General features: G+C 49.6%; 24 protein-coding genes. 8 read left to right on the top strand and 16 right to left on the bottom strand.

The window, feature by feature from the left end; genetic code table 11:
• Positions 1-110: 110 nt before the first annotated feature.
• Complete coding sequence (locus NZM05_06975; protein ID MCS7013359.1) at positions 111-1958, bottom strand: ABC transporter ATP-binding protein/permease; 1848 nt, start codon at positions 1956-1958, stop codon at positions 111-113.
• A 168-nt stretch (positions 1959-2126) separates the two neighbouring features.
• Here NZM05_06975 and pth point away from each other — a divergent pair, with 168 nt between their 5' ends.
• Positions 2127-2705: an aminoacyl-tRNA hydrolase gene (pth, locus tag NZM05_06970; protein MCS7013358.1), complete on the top strand. Its 579-nt coding sequence runs from the start codon at positions 2127-2129 to the stop codon at positions 2703-2705.
• 258 nt (positions 2706-2963) lie between these two features.
• Here the strand turns inward: pth and NZM05_06965 are convergent, their stop codons facing one another.
• Genes NZM05_06965 through NZM05_06955 form a run of 3 tightly spaced genes read right to left on the bottom strand, consistent with a single transcriptional unit; the run spans position 2964 to position 7390 of the window.
• Positions 2964-3500, bottom strand: coding sequence for a DinB family protein (locus NZM05_06965; GenBank protein MCS7013357.1), 537 nt, complete (start codon positions 3498-3500; stop codon positions 2964-2966).
• Positions 3487-3708, bottom strand: coding sequence for a hypothetical protein (locus NZM05_06960; GenBank protein MCS7013356.1), 222 nt, complete (start codon positions 3706-3708; stop codon positions 3487-3489). The genes NZM05_06965 and NZM05_06960 overlap by 14 nt, the downstream gene beginning before the upstream one ends.
• 19 nt (positions 3709-3727) lie before the next feature.
• Positions 3728-7390, bottom strand: coding sequence for an SDR family NAD(P)-dependent oxidoreductase (locus NZM05_06955; protein MCS7013355.1), 3663 nt, complete (start codon positions 7388-7390; stop codon positions 3728-3730).
• 104 nt (positions 7391-7494) lie between these two features.
• Here NZM05_06955 and NZM05_06950 point away from each other — a divergent pair, with 104 nt between their 5' ends.
• A complete protein-coding gene (locus tag NZM05_06950) occupies positions 7495-8328 on the top strand; it encodes an AMP nucleosidase (protein ID MCS7013354.1) in 834 nt (277 codons plus the stop codon).
• Here NZM05_06950 and NZM05_06945 read toward each other — a convergent pair whose 3' ends face one another.
• The 4 genes from NZM05_06945 to NZM05_06930 all read right to left on the bottom strand — a co-directional run bounded on the left by NZM05_06945 (position 8329) and on the right by NZM05_06930 (position 12667).
• On the bottom strand, positions 8329-8943 hold the full coding sequence (locus tag NZM05_06945) for a rhomboid family intramembrane serine protease (GenBank protein MCS7013353.1): 615 nt from the start codon (positions 8941-8943) through the stop codon (positions 8329-8331).
• A 116-nt stretch (positions 8944-9059) separates the two neighbouring features.
• Positions 9060-9698: a leucyl/phenylalanyl-tRNA--protein transferase gene (aat, locus tag NZM05_06940; protein MCS7013352.1), complete on the bottom strand. Its 639-nt coding sequence runs from the start codon at positions 9696-9698 to the stop codon at positions 9060-9062.
• Between the two features lie 2 nt (positions 9699-9700).
• Positions 9701-12043 carry an adenylate/guanylate cyclase domain-containing protein gene (locus NZM05_06935; protein MCS7013351.1) on the bottom strand — a complete coding sequence of 781 codons (2343 nt, stop codon included), beginning with the start codon at positions 12041-12043 and terminating at the stop codon, positions 9701-9703.
• A 141-nt stretch (positions 12044-12184) separates the two neighbouring features.
• Positions 12185-12667 (bottom strand): metal-dependent hydrolase, encoded by a 483-nt coding sequence (locus NZM05_06930; GenBank protein ID MCS7013350.1) that lies wholly within the window; start codon positions 12665-12667, stop codon positions 12185-12187.
• Between the two features lie 67 nt (positions 12668-12734).
• Here NZM05_06930 and NZM05_06925 point away from each other — a divergent pair, with 67 nt between their 5' ends.
• From NZM05_06925 to NZM05_06910, 4 genes are all read left to right on the top strand, one after another.
• Positions 12735-14777: a hypothetical protein gene (locus tag NZM05_06925; protein MCS7013349.1), complete on the top strand. Its 2043-nt coding sequence runs from the start codon at positions 12735-12737 to the stop codon at positions 14775-14777.
• 18 nt (positions 14778-14795) lie between these two features.
• A complete protein-coding gene (locus tag NZM05_06920) occupies positions 14796-15992 on the top strand; it encodes a phosphoglycerate kinase (GenBank protein MCS7013348.1) in 1197 nt (398 codons plus the stop codon).
• Positions 15993-16263: 271 nt separating this feature from the next.
• Positions 16264-17055, top strand: coding sequence for a rhomboid family intramembrane serine protease (locus NZM05_06915; GenBank protein ID MCS7013347.1), 792 nt, complete (start codon positions 16264-16266; stop codon positions 17053-17055).
• Between the two features lie 61 nt (positions 17056-17116).
• Positions 17117-18004: a PorV/PorQ family protein gene (locus NZM05_06910; GenBank protein MCS7013346.1), complete on the top strand. Its 888-nt coding sequence runs from the start codon at positions 17117-17119 to the stop codon at positions 18002-18004.
• Between the two features lie 99 nt (positions 18005-18103).
• Here the strand turns inward: NZM05_06910 and atpH are convergent, their stop codons facing one another.
• The 8 genes from atpH to NZM05_06870 form a co-directional block, all read right to left on the bottom strand.
• Positions 18104-18643 carry an ATP synthase F1 subunit delta gene (gene atpH, locus NZM05_06905; protein MCS7013345.1) on the bottom strand — a complete coding sequence of 180 codons (540 nt, stop codon included), beginning with the start codon at positions 18641-18643 and terminating at the stop codon, positions 18104-18106.
• A gap of 20 nt (positions 18644-18663) precedes the next feature.
• Positions 18664-19206, bottom strand: a complete 543-nt coding sequence (locus tag NZM05_06900) for a F0F1 ATP synthase subunit B (protein MCS7013344.1) — start codon at positions 19204-19206, stop codon at positions 18664-18666.
• A gap of 65 nt (positions 19207-19271) precedes the next feature.
• On the bottom strand, positions 19272-19499 hold the full coding sequence (gene atpE / locus NZM05_06895; protein MCS7013343.1) for an ATP synthase F0 subunit C: 228 nt from the start codon (positions 19497-19499) through the stop codon (positions 19272-19274).
• 47 nt (positions 19500-19546) lie between these two features.
• Entirely contained in the window at positions 19547-20461 is a 915-nt protein-coding gene (gene atpB / locus NZM05_06890; GenBank protein MCS7013342.1) for a F0F1 ATP synthase subunit A, read from the bottom strand.
• Between the two features lie 15 nt (positions 20462-20476).
• Positions 20477-20884 (bottom strand): hypothetical protein, encoded by a 408-nt coding sequence (locus NZM05_06885; GenBank protein MCS7013341.1) that lies wholly within the window; start codon positions 20882-20884, stop codon positions 20477-20479.
• Positions 20881-21183, bottom strand: coding sequence for an AtpZ/AtpI family protein (locus NZM05_06880; protein MCS7013340.1), 303 nt, complete (start codon positions 21181-21183; stop codon positions 20881-20883). The genes NZM05_06885 and NZM05_06880 overlap by 4 nt, the downstream gene beginning before the upstream one ends.
• Entirely contained in the window at positions 21180-21608 is a 429-nt protein-coding gene (locus NZM05_06875; GenBank protein ID MCS7013339.1) for a polymer-forming cytoskeletal protein, read from the bottom strand. Before NZM05_06875 ends, NZM05_06880 begins: the two co-directional genes overlap by 4 nt.
• A 12-nt stretch (positions 21609-21620) precedes the next feature.
• Positions 21621-22412 carry a M23 family metallopeptidase gene (locus NZM05_06870; GenBank protein ID MCS7013338.1) on the bottom strand — a complete coding sequence of 264 codons (792 nt, stop codon included), beginning with the start codon at positions 22410-22412 and terminating at the stop codon, positions 21621-21623.
• A 213-nt stretch (positions 22413-22625) separates the two neighbouring features.
• Between NZM05_06870 and NZM05_06865 the strand changes: the two genes are divergently transcribed.
• Both NZM05_06865 and NZM05_06860 read left to right on the top strand, forming a co-directional pair.
• The gene (locus NZM05_06865) at positions 22626-24011 is read left to right on the top strand and encodes an ammonium transporter (GenBank protein MCS7013337.1); all 1386 of its coding nucleotides are present in this window, start codon (positions 22626-22628) and stop codon (positions 24009-24011) included.
• A 172-nt stretch (positions 24012-24183) separates the two neighbouring features.
• Positions 24184-25566 carry an MmgE/PrpD family protein gene (locus NZM05_06860; GenBank protein MCS7013336.1) on the top strand — a complete coding sequence of 461 codons (1383 nt, stop codon included), beginning with the start codon at positions 24184-24186 and terminating at the stop codon, positions 25564-25566.
• Position 25567 lies beyond the last annotated feature (1 nt).

The following is a 25567-nucleotide window of genomic DNA, read 5'->3' as shown; positions in this document are numbered from 1 at the left end:
GAATCTACGGTTTTTCCAGCGTTGTGAAAAGTGAGGCAGCGAAAAAACGTGCAAACACGGTTTGCTACCTACTCTAAGCGAAGTGCCGTAGCGCAGTCAGGCATATGGTATCAAGATGCTTCATCTTTGGCGGTGAGGTTCTCTGCAGAGTGAGGCACGCCTACTTGCTCAGCATATTGCAATTGATAGAGCTTGTAGTAAAGCCCGCGCTGCTGCAAAAGTGCTTGATGCGTGCCCATTTCCCGAATAGTGCCCCGATGCAGAACGATGATTTTGTCTGCCTTCTGCACGGTCGATAACCGATGGGCGATGATAAGAGCCGTGCGCCCAGCCATCAACTTCTCTAAGGCGCGTTCAATGAGCTGCTCGGTTTCTGTGTCAACCGAACTTGTTGCTTCATCAAGGACTAAGATTTTGGGGTCATACACCAGTGCGCGCACAAATGCAATAAGCTGACGCTGCCCAGCTGATAAAGCACTCCCCCGCTCTTGCACAAGGTAATCATACTGACGGGGTAGCTTCTCAATGAATGTGTGTGCGCCGACCAGCCGAGCAGCGGCATCAATCGCAGCGTCGCTAATTTCGGCATTACCTAGCGTGATATTGTCACGAATAGTGCCCGAAAAAAGGAAGACATCTTGCAAAACCACACCAATGTGACGGCGAAGTTCTCGCTCAGGAATTTGGCGGATGTCTATGCCGTCGAGTAGAATTCTGCCCTTTTGCGGCTCGTAAAACTTAGACAGGAGACTAATAATGGTAGATTTACCGCTACCTGTTGCTCCTACCAATGCAATTTTCTCGCCCGCTTTAGCTTCAAAGGAAATGTCGCGCAGCACCCAGTTCTCATCTGTGTAGGCAAAGGAGACATTCTCGAAGGCAATATCGCCACGGACGTGCTGCAGTATGACGGGGTGCTCTGGCGCTCTGATAAAAACTTTTTGGTCAAGCAGTCTAAAAATGCGCTCAGCGCTGGTAATAGCAGTCTGCATAATGTTGAATTTATCGGAGAGGTCTTGCAGCGGTCGGAAAAAGAGAGCAATATATTGCACAAAAGAAATCACGACGCCCAGCGTAAGCGAGTGCGACAAAATACGCTGGCTGCTATGCCAAATGATTAAGCCGAGCGCAATAGCAGAGAGCAACTCAATGGTGGGATAGAAAATGGAGTAGTACCACACAGAGCGAATGTTCGCATCTCGATGCGCAGCATTGATTTCAGAATGTTTCTCGAACTCTTTTTGCTCTCGGCTGAAAAGCTGCACAATCATCATACCCGTAATGTGTTCCTGCAAGAAGGCATTCAGTCGCGCAACTTCGGTGCGCACATCTTGGTAAGCGACACGCACATACTTCTTAAACACCATCGTTGCCCAAAACATCAGTGGCAGAACGCTAAAACTCACCAGCGTAAGTTGCCAATCCAGAATGAGCATCATCACAATGATGAATGCAAGCTGAAATACATCGCCAAGCAGTGAAACCAGTCCACTCGAAAGCATTTCATTGAGCGACTCCACGTCATTTGTAATGCGTGTCATGAGTCTGCCAATAGGATTACGGTCGAAAAACGAGAGCGCAAGGCGCTGCACGTGTGCAAATAGCTCTTGACGCAGGTTGAAGACCGCCTTCTGCCCCAGCAGTTGGGTAAGATAGGCGCTACCAAATTGTGTCAGCGCTTCCAGACATAACACGCCAAGAAACAGGGCGCTGAGCCGCATTAGACCGTCTGTATCGCCTATGGCAATATGGTTGTCCACAGCGAGCTTAACCAGATACGGACGGAGGGGCGAAAAAAGTGCAGCAAGAACAGTGAGCAGCGTAGCACTGGCTAAGAGAAGCGGATACGGACGCACATAGCGGTAGAGGCGACGCAGGAGCAATGCATCAAACACATTGCCCGATGGTGCATCAGAATCCATCTGCAAGCCTTTCTGAGGTGTCTTTTGCTCTGCCATTGAACTATAAGCGTTTGTAAAACCCTACTCAGAAAACGGGAAGGCTGATGCAAAAAATTTCGCACTTGAGCGTCGCCAAAGGATGTATGGTCTAACATGATTCTTCACTTTGGGAATTTCCAAGAAGCGCTGTCAAGTTTAGCTGGTGCAAGCAAATCTGCAATCGCAATGAAACTCATCGTAGGATTAGGCAATCCCGAACCACGATACGACGGCACACGCCACAATATCGGCTTTGCAATTCTTGATGCGCTTGCCCAAGAATTAGGGGTGGCATTCCAGTCAGGCAAAGGAGATTATCTCCTTGCAAAAGCGCATTACGCTGGCATTGATGTGCTGTTGCAAAAACCATTGACCTATATGAACCTTTCAGGACGGGCAGTGCGGCAAGCTATGCAGTTCTACAAGGTGAGTGTGTCAGATGTGCTGGTCGTGTGCGATGACCTGAATCTGCCCTTAGGTGCAGTGCGCTTGCGCCCGAAAGGCTCAGCTGGAGGGCAAAATGGATTGAGGAATATTATTACAGAATTAGGGCGAGAGGACTTTGCGCGTCTAAGGTTTGGCATTGGCAATCCACCTCACAAGGGAGCGGCAGCAAACTACGTGCTATCACCATTCCGTGCTGATGAACTGCCGATTGTGCAAGAAGCAATTGCGCACTGCGTAAAGGCATGCTTGTGCTTCGTCGAACACGGCATTCAGCTCGCCATGACCCGCTTTAATCGCAAAGAACCTGCTTCGCTGTAGCAAGGTGGAGTTGCCTTTGCGCAGAGTAAGTTGCCAAGCAATTTTTCTCTAGGCAGTTCCTACTGGCAGAGGCAAATCGATGTGGTCATTACTGGTCTTGACAACTTCCGGCTGGGCTTGACGTCCTTTGGCAAGGATTTCAACCGTTTCGCCTGCGAGGGTTTTTTCAATAAGCTCTTCCGAGTGTGCTTTGGCTTCTTCGGGACTGGCGGTCGTTGTGCGTTTTGCTGGACTTTACGAAAATTTGCAAGGACACACTTACCGCTCCTCACCTTTGAGCTGCTCTTTAAGAGTTTCAATTTGGCGCAAATGCGTCTCAGCGTGGTCAGCATAGAGCTTGACAAGGTCAGCCAAGCTCATCATACCGAGCTTAGGATGTATGCCCTTCTTCTCGAAAGCATCAGGTGGCAGGGCTTTCAGCAGGGCAGTGGTGTGTTTGCGCAGAATTTTGAAGAGCTGCAGTGCTTGCTGTTCATCGTAGCTGTTATAGCCGTATCGCTCTGCCAGAGCGTCTTGGTCGTAAGCAATCAGTGTAGGAGGCGAGTCTTTTGACGATGAGACAATTTGATGCATGCGGGCTACACCCACGATTTCAGAGTCAGCAAGGTGGCAGACAATCTCACGAATTGACCACTTCTTTGGGTTAGGCTTCCACCTAAGTTTCGATTCTGTAAGTCGCTCGAGAGCCAGTTCAATCTTGCTGGGCGCTTTGGCGTAGCGCTCGAGGTCAGGCGCATGTGAAGCCGTGCTGGAAACAGGTGGCATTGGCTCGAACGGATTTCTAATTGTGGCCATAGTAGTTGCCGTTAGAGTTAGGTGGCAAAAGGGCTTCACGCAACGCTTTCACTTGCCAAAGTGCAACCAGCCCAAAGAAAAATCCTGCGGCACCCTGCAAGAGAAAATACCCGCTTTGCTCAACACGCTGCCAATCAGCAATAAGAAGCGCCCAGCTGGCGCCAGAAAGAAAGGCTGAAAAGAAAAGCAGCCAAGGTAAGCTACGCATTGACTTCATAGCAAATTGGTTATACTGTAATCGCATTGCCACGATAGATGCGCGATCGATAGCGCGACACTTCTGGCGTAGGCAGCGGCGCAGAAGTCAGCAGACAAGCTGTAACGAATCGCTCCAACTCCTCCTCGATTTCGCTCTCAGTTTGCGGCTTTTCAGACTTGGCGCGCCGTGTGAGGTCGACTTGATTGACAGCCGCGTGATGAATGAGGCGTTCATTTTCAACGCCTAATGTCGCGGTAAGACTGTGGAGCGTTGTCTTGATGAAATTGGCAAGCGCAAACTCTTCTGCAGTGGAGCGCTGCGAAGTTTTGGGCGTAACGAGCACAATTTGTAGCGGACCCAGAAGTGAACACTTTCGTGCAATACGGAAGTGGAAAGTAAGGTTGTTCTCCACCAGCTCCTCGAAATCCTCTTCGTTGAAGACATTTTCCCAGTTGCCTGACTTGTCGGCTACCAGCGGCTTAATTGGAATGGGCTCGAAAGGCATGGAGATAACTGCGTCTGGGCGACCAAAGTCTGCAACCGCTGCATCAATAGCATCTTCCAGTTGCATACCGATGGCGCGCGCATGCAGGCGACCTGACTTTGCCCATTCCGCAAAACGCAAACGGAATTGCTCTGCAATATAGGTGCTCTTTGTGAAGAGCACCACTTGCTTAACCTTGTATTCGCCAATGTATGCCTGAATGAGCCGTGCAGCTTCTTCAAAGAGATACTCGCTGAAGATGTAAATGGTCTTGCCTTCAAACTGTGCCAAGCGCTCTTGCTTGGGTTTGCCAAAAAGTTCGCCTTCAGTGACAGTGCGATCGAAGCGCAAACCGCCCGATGGATGAAACGTTTCGCCCGAGACACCACCTGCAGCAAGGTAGTGCACCGTAGCAAGCGCCACATCTTCTTCGGTTGGCATTCGCTTAAGGTAAAGCATACTGAGAATGCCGTCATGAATTTTTTTGGCTTCTCTAAGCAGAAACTCTTTGCTGAAAAAGTCCTCTGTGGGTAGCGGCAGGTCGCGCAAGAATTTTTCAGCAAGCTGGTGGTCAGTTAGGTAGCAACCGACTTTTAAGCGTTCAATGAATTTTTCAGCAATCGTCTTATCCATCAGATGCGTGTAGGAAGCACTATGGCTATCGGCAGTGCTCTGAATGTGTTGCGCAAGCAGTTGCAAGCGTTGATGCACAGTAGCGCCATCGAGCAGTTCTGCTACACTATTGTGCTGCATAGATGCCAAGAGGTCTTCGATTTTAGCACCCGCTTCTAAGGCTTGAATCGTGGCTGCATAGAGGTCATTGACGCGCTTTGTAGAAAGAATCAGTCGGCTGCGCCGCTCAAACAGTCCAGGGCGATTGCCTTCACCAGCCAAGCGGATACCCTCCACAGGGCCTGGTGCAATTGCGTTAATAACCAGTTCAGGCCCTAAAAACTTGGCAAAACTTTCTGCCAGTGCGCGCTGCCCTGCTTTGCTGACTGCATAGTCAGCGCGATTGGGATACGGCACTGCCACATACTTTTCACCGCCAAAGTATGAGCTGACATTCAAAATGTAGCCATAGCCTTGTCGCTTCATCAGCGGCAAAACCTTGCGCATCAGGGAGAAGTTGCTGATAAGATTGGCTTTAAGGGTATGCCTCCAGTCTTTAAGGCTCATATCGACAACCATCGTTTCTGCACCCGCAATGCCTGCGTTGTTGATAAGGTAATCAACACGACCGAAGCGTTGCACGACAAACTCCACCAATCTGCCGAGCGCCGCTTCATCTGCAACGTCCACATTCGGCACAATTGCGACACGCTCTTCAGGATTAGAGTAGCCGATACGTTCCAGCTCGGCAATGATTTGTTTGCGTTTGGCTTGCAATTCTGGCTCACGCCGTGCAGCCAGCACTACCCGTGCCCCTGCCAGAGCCAACATCCGCCCAATTTCACCACCAATACCCTGTGAACCACCTGTGATGACAGCGACTTTGCCCAAGTGCATGCCATAGAGTGAGTCAATCAACCCTGATTGTGCAGGTTGCTCAATGTAGGTTGGCAAGTAGAGGTTGATTTCTTCGAGTTTCTTTGCTGTGCAAAGCAGCTCCAGTGCAAATCCTGCTGTCAGCTCAAAATTGTTCTCCTCTTTTTGCGAATAGCGTAGAAGTTGATGCGCCACGATACCAAACTTTTGTTTGCCTTGTGCTTTCAAGGTCTCAGCTTCATCGCGCCAAATGCGAATCAGCTCTTCATTGGCAGCGCGTAAGATGTCGTGATACACTGAACGCCCGTAAGCTGGTGAAGAAACGAAGACCACGCGCGGAGCTTCGCGCAGTAGCTCTTGCTCGGCGACAAAGAACTTTGCCAGCGACGATGCAACTGCCAGCGTGCCAACGATTTCTTGCTCTAAAAATTTCTGTGCCATCTCATCGCTTGTATCTAGGAGGTAGGCATTTTGGAAGTTCTTTTCGCAGCGTGGCAAAATGAGCACATTATCAATCGGTGCTTCTTTGAGCAGATTTTCAAAAAAAGCGTGACGACTTTCAGCGTCAAGTGCGTTGAAATGCCGAATGTCTAAGTGTGGATACTCCGCCTTGGCACGCTCGTAGTAAGTTGGATGCTGAAAGACAACAATCACACTGGACTTCGCATCAAGGAATTTCTTGGCATAGCCGGTGGCATCTTCAATCTGGTCGCCTGCGATAATGAGCGTTTTTTTGCCTGTTCCATCGGAAATGCGGAGGCGTGGGCGACTCGTGAGCGTCGTGCGACTTTCCTCAGGCACTTGCATACCATTGGTAACTTCGAACGAGTGCCCTGCAAATGCCGCTGATTCATCACTGGCAAGAAAGACAATCACACTGGCAACATCTTCGGTTTTCGGAAACATTTTGCCCATTCCAGCTTCGCTTTCGCGCTGCAGAATCATCTTGCCGAAAAAGTGCTCTTGCATAGAGCCTTCTTTTTGCCCCTTGAGCTTATCCATTGCGTTGAAGACCATGCGAATGCGGTCGGTATCAATTGGCCCTGGATAGACAAGGTTGAGCCGAATGCCTTTCTTTGAAAGCCCAAGCTCTTTTGCAAGATGTTTGCTCAGTGCATTAAGTGCAGACTTAGGCACGCTGTAAGCGGCGCGTCCGAAGTATTCTGTGCGCGAAAAAATGGTAGAGACATTGATGACACTGGCACCAACGGAGAGAATCTCAAATGCCGCACGTGTCATCAGCCAAGTGATGCCCAAGATATTGCCCACTGCATCTGAGACGGTTTCACTGTCCATAAAGCCCTGTTGACGCAGGGCTTCCAGCTCCGCTTTAGTAAAGGGCAAATTCGAAAGCAGTTGCTTTGGGCCAGCTGTACCCGCATTGTTCACTAACACATCAAGGCGACCAAACTCACGCTTGATGGTGTCCATTGCACGATGAACGGCTTCGGGGTCAGCAGCATTGAATGCCATCAGGTGAAGCGACTTTGAGCGCCCATTGCTCTCAGCAGCAAAGAGCTTTTGGCGCAATTGCTCGAGTTTTTCTTGATTGCGTCCTGTAATGATGCAAATCGCACCTTCCGATAAAAAGCGCGCCGTAATGGTTTCGCCAATATTGCCGGCGCCGCCAGTGATAAGGCAAATTTTGTCTTGAAGTCGTCCTTGCGTGATAGCTTCACCGAGGGGCTTGAGTGCGACATTTTTCTCTTTTGCTGGCATTGGAAATTCTCCCGATAATTCGTTAAATGTGCCCAGAGTGTTTGCTCTCAATAGGTTCGAAGGAAGAGTAAAGTTAAAAGAATCGCAGACGAAATAAAATCGCTATGAAGGCCGAAAAACCAACTTCACAAGATGTCTATGCGCTGCCGCGCGCAGTGCACAAGGAAGAAATTGGCTTGGATATGCTTGAGCGCTACACTGGCTGTGCCGCCAGTGAAATCGGCAACTACATTTTGCTCACCAACTTTACGCGCTATGTCAAGGAATTTGCTGAAAAGTTCAATGCACCGATTGTGGCAGGCTCAGGCTTTCAAGCCGTCAATGTGCCAAGCGAAGACATCTCACTGATTGACTACAAGATTGGCAGCCCCACTGCAGCACTTGTGATGGATTTGCTTTCATTCCGCAAGCCAAAGCCAAGAGCGGTGATTATGCTGGGCTTATGTGGCGGACTAAACAAGCGGCTCAAAGTGGGCGAATTTATCTTGCCAATTGCCGCAATTCGCGACGATGGCGCTTCACTGCACTATATGCCGCCGCACGTGCCTGCCTTACCTACGTTCAATATTCAGAAAATTCTCTCGCAAGTGTTGGTAGAAAACGGCTACTCGTATCGCACAGGTGTGATTCATACAACGGACTACCGCTTTTGGGAATTTGATGAAGAATTCAAGCAAGGCTTACTTCAGGAGCGCGCCATTGCGATTGATATGGAGTGCGCTACGCTCTTTATCACGGGGTTTGCCGTCAAGGTTGCAATTGGGGCATTGATGCTAGTAAGTGATTTGCCACTCACAAAAGAGGGCATCAAAACCAAAGCCTCAGCGAACCATGTCTTTGCCGAATACACGCATAAGCACCTTGAGCTTGGCATCAAAGCACTGCAAGAACTGCGTCGGCGTGGCGACACGCTCGATGTGAGACACTTCGAGTGGTAATCAGGCACCCAACACAGTTTGGTAGAAAATGTCCAGTGCTTGTGGCTCAAGCAAAATCGTGAGCAGTGTGCCCGCCAGCGCACCCCAGAAATGGGCTTCGTGGTTGATATTGCCCCAGTTGTGCTGAGCTGCATAGTAACTAAACGCCAAATACAGTCCAGCGAAAAGCACTGCTGGAATGCCAATCGGGATTAGGAAGACATAGATTTTGCTTAGCGGCGCAAAAAGAATGTATCCAAAAAGCACGCCCGAAATTGCGCCGCTGGCGCCAATGCTCTTGTAGTCAGGGTTGTGCTGCTCCTTTATCACAGTCGGAATGTTAGAAAGAATAAGGCTGCCAAAATAGACAGCAAGGAAATCCATATCGCCAATCTGTCTTGCCAGTGGAAAGCCAAAGAAGAAAAAGGTAATCATATTGAAGGCAAGATGTCCGAAGTCAGCGTGAATAAACCCACTGGTAAGAAGTAGGTAATAGCGATGACGGCGCACAATGCTATAAGGATGTAGCCAGAGTTTTTCATAAATCGACTTGCCACCTACAAACGCCACGAGGCTTAGAGCAATGTTTGCAATAAAGATGCTGGTGGCAGCAGGTGCAGCTTGAAAGAGGTTCATGTCACACAGTGTTCAAGCACCCTTGAGAAAGAAAATCACTTCTTGCGCATTGAAGCAGTGCAGCAAGGTCAGGTAGTGTGCTCGCTTGCGTCATTGCGATTCACGATGGGCTTACCCTAAACGAATGAGACAGGCTTGCGCAGGGCAGCTTGTAGGCGTTCAATATAGATGTGATGCGGAATCTCAATGGCTCCAAAGCGCCTGACATTGTCGTTGATATACTGTGAGTCCAAAAGCTCAAAGCCACGGGCACGCAAGCGTTCAATCAGTGCGACAAAGGCCACCTTTGAAGCATTTGAGACGCGATAAAACATTGACTCTCCAAAAAATGCGGCGCCAATAGCAACGCCATAGAGACCGCCGACTAGCTGACCATTCAGAAAAGTCTCAACGCTATGTGCATAGCCCAAGTGATGAAGACGTGTGTAAGCATCTATCATCTCTTCGGAAATCCATGTGCCTAAGCCGTCGCCACGTTCGGTGGCGCAGTTGCGCATCACTTGCTCAAATGCGGTGTTGAGACGCACTTCAAAGATGCCTTTCTTGATTACTTGCCGCAGTGAGCGAGGGGGCTTGAAGGTGTCAATCGGAATAATTGCACGCATTTTGGGCTGATACCAGTGCACCTCTCCAGTATCTGAATCCGCCATCGGAAAAATGCCAACCGAGTAAGCATAAAGCAACATATCAGGCGTAAGCTCATATCTGGATTGACGAGAGGCCATCGGCGCCGCTTGATTGTAACTTATCGCCATAGCTAATCTTTGGCAATCGCTAGAATACCCTTCGAGGCAGTTTCAGCAGGTGGCAATTCTTCATAGACTTTGCCCGGCTCTTTGCGTCCGACCAATTCATAAACCTTTATAGGCTCAGCTTTGCCTTGCACAGTAATAGTCGCAAGCTCCCGACAAAGACAATAGTCTTTGACACGCTCATAAGTGTATTGCGAAATCATAATTGATGTGCCGAACGCCTTATTTGCCGCTTCAAGACGTGCAGCTAAGTTCATCGCATCACCCATTGCTGTGTAAGCAAAGCGAGACTGCGAGCCCATATTGCCAACGATGACTGTGCCAGTGTTGATACCCATACGCGAGTAAATCGGCGGCTTGCCCTCTGCAATCCACTTCTCACGGAGCTTTTTCAGCGTCTCTTGCATCTCCAACGCAGCCCAGCAGGCTTGTTTAGCGTGGTCTTCTACGGGCAGCGGTGCATTCCAGAATGCGACCACGGCGTCGCCGATATACTTATCCAGCGTGCCACCATACTTAAAGATGATGTCTGTCATCGTGCCGAGATACTCATTCAGAAGCTCAACGAGTTTCTCGGGGTTGTCTTTGTAGCCTTCGGAGATATTGGTGAAACCTTTAATGTCACTGAAAAACATTGTCAGCTCACGGCGCTCACCACCTAACTTAAAGGAATCGGGATTAGCAAGCATCTGCTCCACCAGCGCAGGTGGCACATATGCGTTAAAGAAGCCTTTGATAAGTTTCTTCTGACGCGACTCCGTAAAATACTGGTAGAGAATTGTGGCAGCATATGAGAAGGCGATTGTGGTCGCAAAAGGAATGGCATAAATCAGCACGCCATCTTCCACAAAGTGGTAAATGGAGTATTGATACGCCGCAACAAACAGACCAACTGACAGAAGCAGCGATAGCACCTCTACGCTAAATTCCTGCATAGTGCCAGCGCGCTTAAAGCCAAAGGCTGCAGCAATTGAACCCGCAATGGTGCTGCCAACAAAGAGTAGTTGCGTAGTAAGGGGCAAAGAGAGGAAGTATTGCAGAGGATTGGCACCAAGAATATAGACGGTAAGCGCACTGGCACTGTATAGAGCAAGCAGCATTGCGCCAATCGTTACAAAAAGCATAATCTTTTGGTTTGGGATGCGCACGCGCTTGATAGAGACAGCAGCTACAAAGAGCACGTAGCTAAGCAACAGGAGCACACCAATCACCGCAAATGGATTCGCCACTCGAATGAACTGTCCATCAATGAAATTCTGGACAGCTGTGGCGTGAATCTCAACTCCATACATCTTGTTTTGGTCAGGGCGACCATCTGTCCACATTGAGGTAGGAAAATCATCTTTAGCTTCGGGAAACATTGGACCGATAATGCAAATCTTGCCCCTAACTTGCTCTTGAATGCCGCTTAGCGGGTCGTCAAAGAGGTCAGTTGCCCAGAGGTCGCGTAGCTCTTCATTCCGAACCAGCGAAAGTGAGTCTAGCCCTGTTTCTTTCATGACTTGCTGAAACTGCTCATACTCGAACTTGGTCATAAACTCACGGTCATCGAGAATGTTCTCGGCAGAAATCTCGGGAAAGGCATGACTTGGACCGTAAGGGTTTAGCAGCACAGACTCGCCGTCGAAACTGGGAATTCGCTTGCCTGCAAAGACAAAATCCCCCTCTTCGTAGCGCAAAGAGTCGCTGGTCTGGAAATAAACCTTGAGAATCGCATATGCAAAGGAGAGAAATTGATTGCCTAGCACATTAGCGCTGGCAGGATGATAGCGTCGCAGTACCCCATCGTTATCTTGACGCACATAAACGTTGCCAACTGTTGTGCCCGGCGAGCCGTCAAAGATGGTTACATAGTCGACCTTGCCAAGCGACTTGTATTCTACTTGCCGTCCTTCCGTCATAGAGGTTGGCTCGCGTCCTGCGACCACAACATTTTGCGCTTCTGCAGCTGCTGCTCGAAAAGCAGCATCACCGCCTCGCTTGTCAACTTCGTCAAACATCAAGTCAAAGGCAATCACTTTTGCGCCAGCACGGTGCAGATTGCGAATAATGCGCGCATGGTAGTCACGCGGCCATGGAAATGACTGCACCGCTTGCTGCGCTTGGTCTGTAATGCCAATCAGCACCACCTGAGAACGCTGCTTGAAGGTCGTATCTAAGGGGCGCAGATTGAACTTGGTGTCCAAGAGCTTCATCTCCAAATTGCTGAGCACATCAAGCCGCGCAATCAGAAAGGCGAAGAACACAACAGCAGGAGCAATAAGCAGTGCGCTAAACCAAACCTTACCGAAGACTTTATGCTTTAAAAATTCTCGCAAGGTTGAGCTGTCGTAATCTCGCTCTGCCATAGTGCATCACGGTTTTCAGAGAAATTTAGCACGCTGAAATTTATAGACAAATCGTGTCAGCAGTTGCGCAGGCAGCAGCGGTGTTAGGAAGGAGGCAAAGCAAGAGCCATTCAGGTGCAGCACTGCACGGACAGACACATCTCAGCGCTTTCCACGACCAAAGAAGATACCGTCCATGAAACGATGGCTGAGGTAGCCTGTAACGGCAGCAAGGTAGTAGGGCAGACCCGCTTTCCAGCCAGCTTTGGCAAACCAGATAGGAAGAAGCAAAAAAGGCAGCGGAATAACAAGCGCAGCCCAAAAAGAGTGCGTCCAGCCACGATGCTCGGTGATAAGTGGTAACATCGCAAAAAGTCCCAAAAATGCTGCTTCGCGCCAGTGCCCTGTGGCAATAAGGAGAATGTCGACGCAAAAAAAGATGAGGTAGAAAATGCGCTGCCCTTTGCTCTTGATGTCAATGTCAGGAAACAGTGCAAACAGCATTGTAATGCCGAGCAAAATCACAATCTGCACCAGCAGCGCTGGAAGAGGCTGGCGGTAGAAGTCGAAGAAAAAAACAAGGAGCAACACAAATGGAACAAAGAAAATGATGCCGCCCCACAAGTGTCCGCGATATGATGCCATTCAAACGCTTTTTTGAAATTATTTCTTACTTTACGCTGCAAACTTGTCTATCCCGAGAAATTGTGCCGTGAAAACCTTGCTAGCCCGTGCAATTTTGCTCACGCTGCTACTTGGCGCAATTAGTTGCAACATAGAGCGTCCTGTTACACCCATCTGGGATATTTCGGGTGCATTTCCGCTTTTGAACGCAAGCTACACCGCTCGCTCGCTCATTGGAAAATTAAAAGACCCGCCGCTAGAAATTACACCGTCTGGCGATATTCAGTTCGTCTATGATACCACATACCGCAGCACCTTCGACATTGGCGACTCACTGACAATTCGCATCTCAGATTCAGCACGCACAAAAGCAAGCCGACGACTGCGAATTCCTAAGTTCGAAAAGAGCGCAACGCAATCCTTAGGTAGTATCGCCTCCGCATCGGGCATTTCGTTGCCAACAGGTAGCACGACTTTGCCACGATTCGACAATCTTCGCTCTGAAGCATATCGCTTCGAGCTCGACGAGAACATTCGTTTTGTAGATGTGGTGGAAGGCGGCATCAAAATCCGTGTGTCCAATGGCACAGGTGTGCGCTTCGAGCAACTACGCTTTGAGCTGCAAGACCTGACGCAAAATGTAACACTAGGCGCAATAACCGTGCCGAGCCTGAATGCAGGTCAAACGGTGATGGACTCAGTGATGCTGTCTAATCAGCGCTTTACAAGTCGCTTAGCAGTGCGGATTGTAAATGGCGTCATTCCAGCGCAGGCTGCAACCATTGCACTGACGGCACCGCTCACGGTAACAATTCAGCCAACCGACACAGTTGCCTACTCTGCGGCAGAAGTGCGCTTCCAAGCACAGACCTTTTTGGAGAAGGGCACGGTGCGTGCGACAGGCGGGGTTGTAGAGCGCTTACGCAGCGTTACACTGCGACGCGGAACAGTCAGCATACGCTTTATTAATCCAATTGCGATTAACGGCACTGCGCGTGTAGTCCTGCCCACCGTTACGCAAGGCAATCGCCGCTATGAAGAGGAGACCTTCGTGCCAGCACTGCAAACCGCAGTTGTAACTATCTCGAATCTCGGGGGCTGGACGATTACAGCTCAGGGTGATACCGTGATTCCGTATGAAATTACGGCACGCACCAACGAAGCACGAGACTTTATTCGCATTGACCCAAACACAGAGTTTGTAACCGTCTATCAAACCGCGCAGATTGCCGCTTCTCGTGCGGAAGGCGTGGTCTGGCGTGTCGATGAAAACCGTCCGCTGGATTTTAGCTTTACACTCGACCCGCTTGAGCTAAACTTGTCGGATGTCGACACGCTGAGTGGAGAACTATTTCCAAATCTCACGCTGGACTTTCAAAGTTCAATTGGCTTTTTGGTGCGATCTACGACCCGTTTTGTAACTTTCAGTGCGCGTCGACGTGATTCTTTAGATGTGCTGCTGAATGGTCAGCCAATTACGCTGGAAGTGTCACCAAATGCCACCACGCGGCTGGTACTCAATGCGCAGAATAGCAACATCTCGCAAGTTTTTACGCGCCTGCCGAATCGCATCGTGACGCGCGGCACGGCTGTGCTGAACCCAAACCGAGTATTTGGGTTCGTAACGGATACAAGTCGCGTCAGCGTGGCTCTCAGTTTCCGCTTGCCCTTCCGATTCAACCTTGCAGCCTTTGGTTTGCGTGATACTGTAGCACTAACACCGCCTGACCTGAGCAGTGTGCAAGCTGCACGCCTTGCCCTGCAGGTGCAATCCAGTCTCCCCATCAACACGCGTCTTAGGACGGTATTTCTGGATGCGGCGTATCGACCGATTGTAGTCAGTGCCACCACGCGCCAAACGCTGTCGTTACCGCGCGCTGACTTTGCAACGATTGCTGCGGCACCTGTCAATGCGGCTGGCGAGAGCACAGCCTTGACGCCAAGCCGCATTGTGCTCGAGCTAAATGATGAAGAGCTGAAAGCATTGCCTCGGGCACGCTATCTCTTTCTTGAACTGCAAGCCGACACAAGGCAAGGTGCTCAACCACAGCTGGCACGTGTGCGTGCAAGCGATGTGCTGCAACTGCGTGCAATTGTTCAAAGCACCTATCGCATCGGCTCATCAGACTAACTTTTAACGCAGTGTAGTATGAACAAGAAAACTATCTCGGATATCTCTGTTAGCGGCAAACGGGTACTGGTGCGCGTCGACTTCAACGTGCCACTTGACAAGTCGGGGCGCATTGAAGATGACACGCGTATTCGGGAGTCGCTACCTACGATTCAGAAACTTGTAAGCGACGGCGCGCGCGTAATTCTAATGTCGCACTTGGGGCGACCGAAAGGCAAGCGCAATATGGAGTTCTCCCTTAGACCCGCAGCAGAACGGCTCTCTGAACTTCTAGGGCGACCTGTGCAGATGGCAGAAGACTGCATCGGTCCTGAAGTCGAAGCAAAGGTGCACGCCTTGAAAAACGGCGAGGTCTTGATGCTCGAAAACCTGCGCTTCTATCCTGACGAGGAGGATAACAATCCAGAGTTTGCAAAGAAGCTGGCAGCGTTAGGTGAGATTTATGTCAATGATGCGTTTGGCACAGCGCACCGTGCACACGCCTCAACCGAAGGCGTCACGCGCTTTGTGCCAGTAGCGGTGGCAGGCTTTCTTATTGAAAAAGAGCTAAAGTATCTCGGTGAAGCGACTGAAAACCCCGCAAGACCCTTCGTGGCCATCTTGGGAGGAGCAAAAATTTCAGGCAAAATTGACGTCTTGGAGCGACTGATTGATAAGGTTGACAAAATCTTGGTTGGAGGTGCAATGATTTTTACCTTCTTCAAAGCAAATAGTCTAAGAGTGGGCAAGTCGCTGGTTGAAGATGACAAGTTAGACGTGGCAAAAGCGGTAATGGAGCGTGCTGATGCGAAAGGTGTCTCACTCTTTTTGCCACTGGATGTGGTGGTCGCCAATAAATTTGAGCCTGATGCGGAAAGCAAAGTTGTGCAGATTACGGACATTCCAGACGATTGGATTGGAATGGACATCGGGCCGAGAACAATTGAGATGTATCGAAAGGAAATTCTTAGCGCTAAGACAGTGGTGTGGAACGGCCCGATGGGCGTTTTCGAAATGGAAAAGTTTGCCACTGGCACAGTGGAAATTGCAAAAGCCTTAGCTGAAGCAACGGCAAAAGGGGCTATCACGGTCATTGGTGGAGGTGACAGTGCGGCGGCAATTGCCAAAGCAGGTCTGGAAAAATCCGTTACGCATGTCTCAACAGGCGGCGGAGCAAGTCTGGAGTTCCTCGAAGGCAAAGTGTTGCCCGGCATCGCAGCACTGAACGATAAGTAGCCAGTGGAATCATGTTGTAACAAGTTTGTGGAGAACGTTTGTGCAAAGTGCACTTGTGCAAAGGATAGATTGATGAAGACTGCAAGAAGGAAAAATGAAACAGGTTGCAAGGCTTTCCTATCCTTTCACTTGCAAAAAAAGAAGGCATAGAACGAAGGCAAAAAGAACAGGTGAAATTTTGCTTGCAATCTGAACACGTATTAAGTTTGAGCGAATCTTTTGCCACAAACATCTGTTTCGCTTACTGAGACTAAACAAGGAAGGAGACAGTATGAGGTATTACGATGAGTATCGCCCAGGTGGATTCTCCGTGATGCCGCCTGCGATTAAGTTAATCATCATCGTCAATGTAGTCGTCTTTTTCTTCCAGTTTTTTACACCGATGCGGGTGCCTCTGTTGGAGTTTGGCGCGCTCTGGACGTTGGACTCGAACCGCTTTGAGATTTGGCAGCTTGTAACCTATATGTTTATGCACGGCGGCGTTTGGCACATTCTCTTCAATATGTTCGCGCTATGGATGTTTGGGGCAGAGATTGAAAACTATTGGGGCACGCAGCAATTTACAATCTACTACTTTACCTGTGGCATTGGTGCAGGAATTATCAATCTGCTGCTAACAAGCGGCGTGTATCCGACTGTAGGGGCGTCAGGTGCCGTCTATGGCGTGCTATTGGCTTTCGGAATGATGTTTCCTGACCGATACATCTACATTTATTTTCTCCTTCCTATCAAGGCGAAGTATCTGGTCGCACTCTATGCTGTCTTAGAGTTTATTGCGAGCTTCGACCAATCTTCCAGCGGTATTGCGCACTTTGCCCACTTGGGCGGAATGGCGATTGGATACATCTACATAAAGGTAATGCAGCGAGAGTTCCCGTTCCAGTCGTGGTTTGAAAAAATTTCAGCCAGTGGGTCGCGCTCACAGTCGTATCGCTCCTCTTCTCGTCACATCACGCAAGACCGCATTGATGAGATTTTAGACAAGATTTCACGCAGTGGCTATGAGTCGCTCACTAGCGAAGAAAAGCGCATCTTACTAGAGGCCAGCAAAGATAAAAACTAAGCGACATAAGGGGCTTTTGCTGGGCTTACACAGAAGTAAGTCCCTTCCTACTTTTAGCGCTATGCGTCAATTTTTTCTTGCTATTCTTCTGCTCTGCTATCCACTGTCGCTGTTCAGCCAAACGGGGCTCTCCTTCCTGCAAGTAGGCGTAACTGCGCGAGAACAAGCCTTAGCCAACACAGGTGTCGCCTCTGCACAAAGCGCAGCAGCGAATTACTACAATTCTGCACTACTTTCTGCAAGCGAAAAATCTGGTATCCTTTTCTCGCAAAGTTTCTGGCTCTTGGATACCTATGCAAGTTACGTCGCAACCAAGTTCAACTTCGGTCAAAGTGCGCTGGGCGTTTCGCTCTTTTGGCTCACGGTAAGTAACATTCCGATTCGCTTGCGTCCTACGCCAACGCCCGAAGGCACATTTGCGGCACAAAATCTCGCTGCCAGTGTCGCCTACAGCCAAAACCTAACAGATAAGCTCGCCATAGCTCTAACGGGCAAGTTTCTCTTTGAGCGCATCTTTATTGATGATGCAACGGGCTTTGCAGTCGATATATCAGGTCTGTTCCGCCCGCTTCAGGGACTAACTTTAGGAGCATCGCTGCAAAATGTGGGAGCAATGAATGCACTGGCAAGTGAAAGCACAAGACTGCCAGCGCTGCTACGCATTGGCGCTGCCTACCAACTGATGCTGCCCACTGTGGAAAGTTCCTTGATACTGGAAGCCAACGCCGTGAGCGTCTTTTCAGATGCAGCACATCTGAGCGTAGGAGCAGAGTATATGTTCCGAGAGCTGCTCTGGCTTCGCATCGGTGCAATGCTTGGAAATGCAGCCCGCAACTTCTCAGCGGGTGTGGGCATTAAGTGGGCAAGTATCGTCTTTGACTACGCCTTTATTCCATTCACCAGCCAATTAGGCTCAGCCAACATTTTGACGCTGCAGTTCCAATACTAAGAAAGAACAGCCAATTGCGTGCGATAGCTGTAGGAGCGTAGCAACTCTGACCGATGATGCGGCTGAGGAAAAGACAAACATAAGGAGCAGAGAGAGCAGTTAATTCAGCACAGCTTGCTTAAACTTTCCGCGCAATCGTTCAAGCTGGTGTTTGACGCTACTATCAATGACGGTATCACCAATACGGATGGTCAGACCACCGATGAGAGCTGGCATTACTTTAGTGGAGAGACGAACCTTTTTGTGCATAAGGCGCTCCAACTGTGCTGAAATCAGGTTCTTCTGTGTATCATCTAACTCCACAGCGCTGCAAACTTCGGCATTGAGCACTCCGTTTTGGGCATCAAGCAAAGCTTGAAATTCAGCAATCGTATCTGCAATAAAGGCACTGCGACCTTTGCGCACAAGTAGCTCAAGTGCCTCCAGCGTTTTGATGGAAATTCTACCGATGAAGACCTGCTTTAAGATGGCAATTTTGTCATCGTCTTTTACAATGGGACTTTTGAGCACATTGCTGAGTTCTTTGGATTCAGCAAGGATTTGCTTAACCAGCTCAAGGTCTTGGGCAACAGTCGGGAGATCTTCACCCGCACCTTGAAGGATAGCTGTGGCGTAGCGCAAACCAACACGTGATTTCATTTGGCGCAAACGTTTTTGAATTACTTGCCAGCAAATTCTGTAACCTGAGCGGGCATCTCATTTAGGGCAGCGGCAATAAGCTCCTTGTGTCGCTCTGCATCAAGATTGTGGCGAATAATCAGCTCAGCGCTCTTAATAGCAAGTTCAGCGACCTCATCGCGCAGAGCCGCTAAGGCACGCTGTCTTTCTGTGGCAATTGTGAGCTTGGCTTCTTCAATCATTTTGCGTGCTTCGGCATTTGCCTTCTCCAAAATCTCGCTGCGAATCTTTTCTGCCGCCACTCGGCTTTCCTGAATAATGCGGTCAGCTTCTAACTGAGCCTTAGCCAGCATCGCTTTGTGCTCAGCTAAGAGTTTTTCAGCTTCGGTGCGAGCTTGTTCTGCGCGTGCAATTGCCGATTGAATGCTGCGTTCACGCTCGTCTAAGGCATTGACAATCGGCGTCCAAGCTGTAGCACGCAAGACGAACAGCAAAATGAGAAAAGTAACCGCAGTCCAGAAAATCAGTCCAGGGTTGGGACTCAGCAGACTGCCCTCCAGCAAAATGAGACTAAGTAGCGCCATAAACGGTATCGGTTCAACGCAAATTTAAGAAAATGGGCGCAAGGCAATGCCTTACGCCCGATAGGTTACTTTATGGCAAGGAGCAAGCACACGACCAGCGCAATAATCGCTGCACCTTCAACCAGACCCGCAGCAATGAGAGTCAGACCGCGAATGTCGCCCGAGGCTTGAGGTTGACGGGCAATTGCTTCGGCAGCAGAGCCTACTGCATTGCCAATACCAATGCCCGCACCGACAGCGGCAATACCAGCGCCGATGCCTGCGCCCAGAAATGCAAGTGCTTCGTTACCCATGTTTGATGTTTTCCTCCAGGAGATGGTTAAAAGAAAAAACGCACTATTCAGTGCGCACCCTCTTCGTGCCCATGCGCCATCGCTAAGCCAATAAAAACGCTCGAGAGCATCGTGAAAATGTAAGCCTGCATAAAGGCAACAAACAGCTCCAAGCCGTAGATAGCCAGCGTGAGTGCAATTGAAACAGGTGCGACTAGAAAACTCTTAAAGATAAAAATTAAGCTGATGAGCACGATAATAACCGTGTGCCCAGCGGTCATATTGGCAAAAAGACGCATCGTGAGTGCAAAGGGCTTGACAAAGAGACTGACAATTTCCACAGGAATCATAATAATCCAGAGCACAGGCGGTGCGCCGCCTGTCAGATGCGCAAGCCACCCACGAATGCCGTTTTCCCGAATACCTGCATACTGCGTGAGAACAAATGTGAACGTAGCAAGCGTCATCGTTACGGCAATGTTGCCCGTAGCAGTTGCAGCAAAAGGTACCAGACCAAGCAAATTGCAGAAAAGAATGAAGAAAAAGACCGTCAAAAGATAAGGCAGAAAGCGCTGATAGTGCTCACCAATATTCGGGCGCGCAATGTCGTCACGGATAAACTGCACGACCGCTTCCACCACATTCGCTAGCCCGCTTGGCGCCGCTGGTGAAGTCATCGCTTTGTAGCGATTGCCGACGCGAATCATCAGCGCTAAGAGCAACGCCGAGGCAATCCACATCATCACCACATGGCGAGTAGGTGAAATATCAATCGTAAAACTGCCAATCTGAATGGGTGGAAACTGCGGCAAATGTATCTCCCCGAAAGGCTCAAAATCTAAGGTGCGAGCATCTAAAATGTGATGCATTACGTCTAATTTCTGGCTATCGCCTTCATCGTGCTTGGAGTCGGAAGCCAAAGCAGGCAAGCTCACGATTGCCGCAAGGCTAAGCGCAAGAAAAGATGCCTTCAAGCCAAGCATATAAGCCACAGACAGTTAAAAAAGTTGTCTTAACTTCTCCAATCTTTTTTCCATTTTCATCCTACCAAGGCATGCCAACACCTCAATAGGTAGATAAACTGCGTAAAAGCCTATCACTGACCAAGCAAAAGGTGCTAATTCCACCACTCGGAGAAGCGTGAGTGCCACAATAGCGGCTGCGACAAAAAAAAGACGCATCGCTTGCCCAAGCAACACGGTGCGGAAGAAATGGGGCGATTTTATCGCGTAGCCGTACTCAAAGAGGACATAGCCCAGCACTGCATTTGTGGCGACAATCGCCCACGCATAGAAAACCGAGTGCGACCCAATTCCAGCCAGCGCAATCAGTATCCACAGAAGAAAAGTAAAGATAGCCATCAAGGCAAGAAAATCCAAGAGCGGTTTAGCGGATATTAATTTCATTGTGGATTAGTGCTTGAATTAGACTTCGGAGATGTAGAATCTGAAAGGGTGCGAGAAGATCCTGAGCTCCATCCTGCAAGGCGAAGGAGAATCGTAAAAAGGGCAATCAAGGCACACAGCATGCCAAGAAGTAGAAAGATAGGCTTTGTGCCCAGTGCCTCGTCGAGCTTGTAGCCACCAAACACGAACAGTGCAAACGCAACAGCTATCTGAATCCCAACGCTCAAATATGCAGCCGACTTACGCTGTGCCTCGCCCGCTTCACGCACGGATTTGCGCAGATCGCCCAGCAGGCTCATTGTGCATACTCCTTGCTAACAGAGGTAACGGTTTCTGTGCCAAGCCCACTTTCCATTGTAACCTTGCCATTGAAGGTAGCCCCTTCTTCTACCGAGAGCAGCTTGGTTTTCACTTCACCGATAAGTACCGCAGTGGCGTCTAAAATTAATCGACCATGTACTTCCAAGTTACCATGCACGCGACCAGAAATTTTAACCATTGCAGCTGTGATATTGCCCTCTACAGAACCACCTTGACCGATGGCAACATTTGCTGATGAGATAATGTTACCAAGCACTTTGCCGTCAATACGCAAATTGCCAGCAGTTTCAAAATCGCCGCGCACTGTTGTGCCTTCTGCAACGATGCTGAGCTTGTTTTCACTTCCATTGCTTGGCAGAGAAGTGGCAAAAGCCGTCTGACGATTGTCCTTTTTCCCAAACATGTGCTGCGTCAGTTATTTAGAAAGATAAAGCTCAGGATCTTGTGGAATACCGTCTTTCCAAATTTCAAGATGCAAGTGCGGTGCAGAACTCTCTCGCCCTGTGTTGCCCGTCAGCGCAACAATCTGACCTTTGAGCACAGGTTCGCCGTCTCGCACCAGCACTGCGTTGCAGTGCTTGTAGAAGCTAAGGTATGAACCGTGCCAGAGAATCAGCGTGTAGCCATAGTCGTCAGTCCAATCTGCAAAGATGACGGTGCCATCTGCAATAGCTCCGATGGGTTCGTTTAAGGCGGTCGCAATGTCAAGGCCGTAGTGGCTGCGCTCACGGCGAAAGGGCTGCGATGGTGTGCCTTGCACCAGAAACCCTAAAAATGTCTCAGGCGCTTTGCGAGAAAGAGACGCATAGGCATCACTTGGGAGTGAGACCGCAACACCTGCTCGTGTGCGACTAGGCATAGAAGGGGTGCCTTTCGCATTCGTGTCGCTAAGCGCGCCAAGCACCGTGCGCAACTTTCGGCTGTATGCATCAAACAACATCAAGCGACTGCTCAAGCTATCAAGGCGCATTTGATTCTCAAGCAAGAGTTTCTGGTAGCGGTCTGCATCGCCATAGCCCGGAAGCAAAGTGCGAATAGGCGTGAGTGCAATCAGCAGCGTCGAGATAAGCGCTACACCAGCGCAGAGTGCAACCAGAGCGGAAATAACCTTGCCTTTAGTCAATCCGCTGTATGTACGTGCCGCCGAGCCATCACTGGGAATAATTGCAACCTCGTAGGTTACAACGGCTTTCTTACGCTTGACCATAATGCTTAAAGCAAAAGAAAATAAAACCTTTGTAAGGCAATGCCAAACCCAGCGCACAGAATTAATGAGGAAGAAGCTGGTTGAGCTGAGGAATTGCTTTCAAATATAAAGTTTTAGCGGTGCTATTTCTAAAAAGATTAGGTTTGATTTGGAAAAACTTAAAAATTTTTTACTTTAGCGCTGTATCGCTTAACCTATTAAATGGAGGAAGCAATGGAGAAAAAGTGGATAGTGCCGTTTGCGTTACTTGTCCTAGCCAGTATAGTAGGGCTGTTTGTGCCCGTTGCGCCAATAAATCCAAACGCAAAGCCAATCGTTGCAGCCGACGTAGCTTGGATGCTGACTGCAACAGGCTTAGTGTTGCTCATGACGCCCGGACTCTCGTTTTTCTACGGCGGAATGGTGGGACGACGCAATGTCATTTCGACCATGCTGCAAAGTTTTATTGCTATGGGCGTCATTTCCATTCTCTGGATTGTGTGTGGCTTCAGCCTGGCCTTTGGCGAAAGCCTCGGGGGAGAAAAGTTTGGGCTCATCGGCAATCCGCTGACTTTCTTTATGTTTCAAGGTGTGAGTGTCTCGACAGACGAAGCGCTGGCACCGACCATTCCACTGGTGCTCTTTTCACTCTTTCAGCTAAAGTTTGCAATTATCACCCCTGCGTTAATTACGGGCTCTTTTGCGGAGCGCGTGCGCTTTTCAAGTTACCTACTGTTCATCTGCTTGTTTAGCCTCTTTATCTATGCGCCTCTGGCACACTGGACATGGCATCCGAATGGTTTTCTGCGCAACTGGGGCGTGCTGGATTTTGCAGGGGGCACGGTGGTGCATATGTCAGCTGGGTTTGCTGCCTTAGCAGGCGCACTCTTTTTAGGGCGGCGTAAGTCGCACCATTCAGGCGAGGCACACACTCCAGCCAATATCCCATTTGTGATTTTGGGAACGGGAATGCTCTGGTTTGGCTGGTTTGGGTTCAATGCGGGCTCAGCCTTGGCGGCGAATGAGACCGCCACATCGGCCTTCTTAGCCACCAACACTGCATCAGCCGCAGCCATGCTCTCATGGATTTTCTTCGACGGTCTGCGTGGCAGAAAGCCATCTGCCTTGGGCGCCTGTGTGGGTGCGGTGGTCGGACTTGTGGCAATTACGCCTGCAGCTGGATATGTGAGTGTTGGAGCAAGTCTTTTCATTGGCACGATTGCAAGCATAGTGAGCAACCTTGCCGTGCACTGGAAAAATCAATCTACGCTGGACGATACGCTGGATGTGTTCCCTTGTCACGGCGTTGGTGGCATCGTGGGAATGATTGCGACAGGAATTTTTGCGCAGGGCGTTGGCTTAGCCTTCGGGAAAACAGAGACCTTCCTTTATCATCTCTTGGCTTTGCTGATTGTTTCCGTCTACACCTTTGGCGGGTCGTACATACTCTACAAGGTAACTGATATGATTATTCCCCTGCGAGTACGCGAAGAGCAAGAAGAAATCGGTCTTGACATTAGCCAGCATGGTGAATCGCTCGATAGCTTCGCACCCACGCTGGGTAGCAGCCATACAAAGAGTGTCTCGCAAGATGCGCCGATAACCGCGTCAGTGAACTAAGGGAGTGCGCAAAAGGGCAATCTGGTGTGCAGGGCGGCTGTAACCCGCCCTCTTTTATTTGCAGAGAACCGTCAACTTGACAGAATGAGCAAGCTTGCCAAGCGAATTTCCACGTAAGTTTTTTATCTTCGCCCACTATTGCTTCCAAACAACCTTTCAACGAAGTCAAACAATGTCGGATCGTTACAGTAAGCTCTTTGCCTCCTATACTGAAGCCATCACATATTCACAATTGCCAAAGGAGACCATCCATGAGGTCAAGCGCCGCATTCTGGATAGTTTTGGCACGGCTATGAGTGCAATCGGCGAAGATACACCAAAAGCCGTGCGCAACTACGCTTACGACTTTGCACTTGCGCCTGGACAGCGTGGCAGCACACTCTGGGGCACGGCAACAAAAACACCACCTGAAATTGCGGGCTTTGTCAATGGCGTGGCAGTGCGCTACCTCGACTTCAATGACACTTACCTTTCCAAAGAACCGCTTCATCCGTCAGATATGATTGGTGCACTGATGGCACTCGCTGAGTGGAATGGCAATTCGACCGAAGAGCTTATCACTGCGCTGGCAATCGCTTACGAAATTCCAATTAACCTTTGCGATGCGGCAAGTCTGCGTAAAAATCGTTGGGACCATGTGAATTACATTGGCATTGGCACAGCGTGCGGAGCAGCAAAGCTCTTAGGGCTAAAAGGAGAGCAAATTGAGCATGCAATTTCAATTGCCATCGTGCCGCACGCTTCAATGCGGCAGACGCGAGCAGGCGAACTTTCAATGTGGAAAGGCGCCGCTGCAGCAAACTCCGCCCGCAACGGTGTCTTTGGCGCTTTGCTGGCGGCAAAAGGTGTGACTGGACCCTATCAGCCTTTTGAAGGTGAAATGGGCTTCTTCCGCCAATTGCTAAACGGCGAAAAGTTTGATGATAGGGTGCTCGAGAGATTAGAGAAAAAAGAACCGCCACGCCGCATTCTGGATACCTACATCAAATTCTGGCCCGTCGAGTATCATGCGCAAAGTGCCGTCGATGCAGCGCTGCAGCTTCACAAAAAAATGAACGGTGCCAAAATCAAATCGCTGCATATTGACACCTTCAAGGCATCGTATGAGATTATTGCCAAAGACCCTGAGAAGTGGGAGCCAAAAACGCGTGAAACAGCAGACCATTCTATTCAATACATCACGCTGGTAGCGCTGATGGATGGTAAAATCACCAAAGAATCATTCTCGCATGCGCGCATCTTCGACCCAACGACACGTGCAATTCTGAAGAACAGTGTAACCGTTGCGGAAGACCCGAAACTGACAGAAGGTTATCCATTTGGTATTCCCAACCGCATCACGGTTACAACAGATGATGGTCAGACCCACTCGCTTGAGGTCTCGTTCCCGAGAGGGCATGCGCAAAATCCAATGAGCGATAGCGAAGTAGTCGAAAAGCTCGCTGCGAATACAGAACACTGCTGGACCGATGCACAGCGCGACCGTGTCGTAGAAATGGTCTTCAACTACGAAAAGCATACCGTCGCTGAAGTCGTAGAAGCTATTCGCATTTAAC

The sequence above is a fragment of the Chloroherpetonaceae bacterium genome (genome assembly GCA_025056565.1).
Lineage (GTDB): Bacteria > Bacteroidota > Chlorobiia > Chlorobiales > Thermochlorobacteraceae > Thermochlorobacter.
This window is presented reverse-complemented; position numbering and strand designations above follow the sequence as displayed.

What these genes read in the sequence shown, in the direction of transcription:
- NZM05_06975 (MCS7013359.1), bottom strand. Translation starts at nt 1,958, where the DNA reads ATGGCAGAGCAAAAGACACCTCAGAAAGGCTTGCAGATGGATTCTGAT.
- pth (MCS7013358.1), top strand. Translation starts at nt 2,127, where the DNA reads ATGAAACTCATCGTAGGATTAGGCAATCCCGAACCACGATACGACGGC.
- NZM05_06965 (MCS7013357.1), bottom strand. Translation starts at nt 3,500, where the DNA reads ATGGCCACAATTAGAAATCCGTTCGAGCCAATGCCACCTGTTTCCAGC.
- NZM05_06960 (MCS7013356.1), bottom strand. Translation starts at nt 3,708, where the DNA reads ATGCGTAGCTTACCTTGGCTGCTTTTCTTTTCAGCCTTTCTTTCTGGC.
- NZM05_06955 (MCS7013355.1), bottom strand. Translation starts at nt 7,390, where the DNA reads ATGCCAGCAAAAGAGAAAAATGTCGCACTCAAGCCCCTCGGTGAAGCT.
- NZM05_06950 (MCS7013354.1), top strand. Translation starts at nt 7,495, where the DNA reads ATGAAGGCCGAAAAACCAACTTCACAAGATGTCTATGCGCTGCCGCGC.
- NZM05_06945 (MCS7013353.1), bottom strand. Translation starts at nt 8,943, where the DNA reads ATGAACCTCTTTCAAGCTGCACCTGCTGCCACCAGCATCTTTATTGCA.
- aat (MCS7013352.1), bottom strand. Translation starts at nt 9,698, where the DNA reads ATGGCGATAAGTTACAATCAAGCGGCGCCGATGGCCTCTCGTCAATCC.
- NZM05_06935 (MCS7013351.1), bottom strand. Translation starts at nt 12,043, where the DNA reads ATGGCAGAGCGAGATTACGACAGCTCAACCTTGCGAGAATTTTTAAAG.
- NZM05_06930 (MCS7013350.1), bottom strand. Translation starts at nt 12,667, where the DNA reads ATGGCATCATATCGCGGACACTTGTGGGGCGGCATCATTTTCTTTGTT.
- NZM05_06920 (MCS7013348.1), top strand. Translation starts at nt 14,796, where the DNA reads ATGAACAAGAAAACTATCTCGGATATCTCTGTTAGCGGCAAACGGGTA.
- NZM05_06915 (MCS7013347.1), top strand. Translation starts at nt 16,264, where the DNA reads ATGAGGTATTACGATGAGTATCGCCCAGGTGGATTCTCCGTGATGCCG.
- NZM05_06910 (MCS7013346.1), top strand. Translation starts at nt 17,117, where the DNA reads ATGCGTCAATTTTTTCTTGCTATTCTTCTGCTCTGCTATCCACTGTCG.
- atpH (MCS7013345.1), bottom strand. Translation starts at nt 18,643, where the DNA reads ATGAAATCACGTGTTGGTTTGCGCTACGCCACAGCTATCCTTCAAGGT.
- NZM05_06900 (MCS7013344.1), bottom strand. Translation starts at nt 19,206, where the DNA reads ATGGCGCTACTTAGTCTCATTTTGCTGGAGGGCAGTCTGCTGAGTCCC.
- atpE (MCS7013343.1), bottom strand. Translation starts at nt 19,499, where the DNA reads ATGGGTAACGAAGCACTTGCATTTCTGGGCGCAGGCATCGGCGCTGGT.
- atpB (MCS7013342.1), bottom strand. Translation starts at nt 20,461, where the DNA reads ATGCTTGGCTTGAAGGCATCTTTTCTTGCGCTTAGCCTTGCGGCAATC.
- NZM05_06885 (MCS7013341.1), bottom strand. Translation starts at nt 20,884, where the DNA reads ATGAAATTAATATCCGCTAAACCGCTCTTGGATTTTCTTGCCTTGATG.
- NZM05_06880 (MCS7013340.1), bottom strand. Translation starts at nt 21,183, where the DNA reads ATGAGCCTGCTGGGCGATCTGCGCAAATCCGTGCGTGAAGCGGGCGAG.
- NZM05_06875 (MCS7013339.1), bottom strand. Translation starts at nt 21,608, where the DNA reads ATGTTTGGGAAAAAGGACAATCGTCAGACGGCTTTTGCCACTTCTCTG.
- NZM05_06870 (MCS7013338.1), bottom strand. Translation starts at nt 22,412, where the DNA reads ATGGTCAAGCGTAAGAAAGCCGTTGTAACCTACGAGGTTGCAATTATT.
- NZM05_06865 (MCS7013337.1), top strand. Translation starts at nt 22,626, where the DNA reads ATGGAGAAAAAGTGGATAGTGCCGTTTGCGTTACTTGTCCTAGCCAGT.
- NZM05_06860 (MCS7013336.1), top strand. Translation starts at nt 24,184, where the DNA reads ATGTCGGATCGTTACAGTAAGCTCTTTGCCTCCTATACTGAAGCCATC.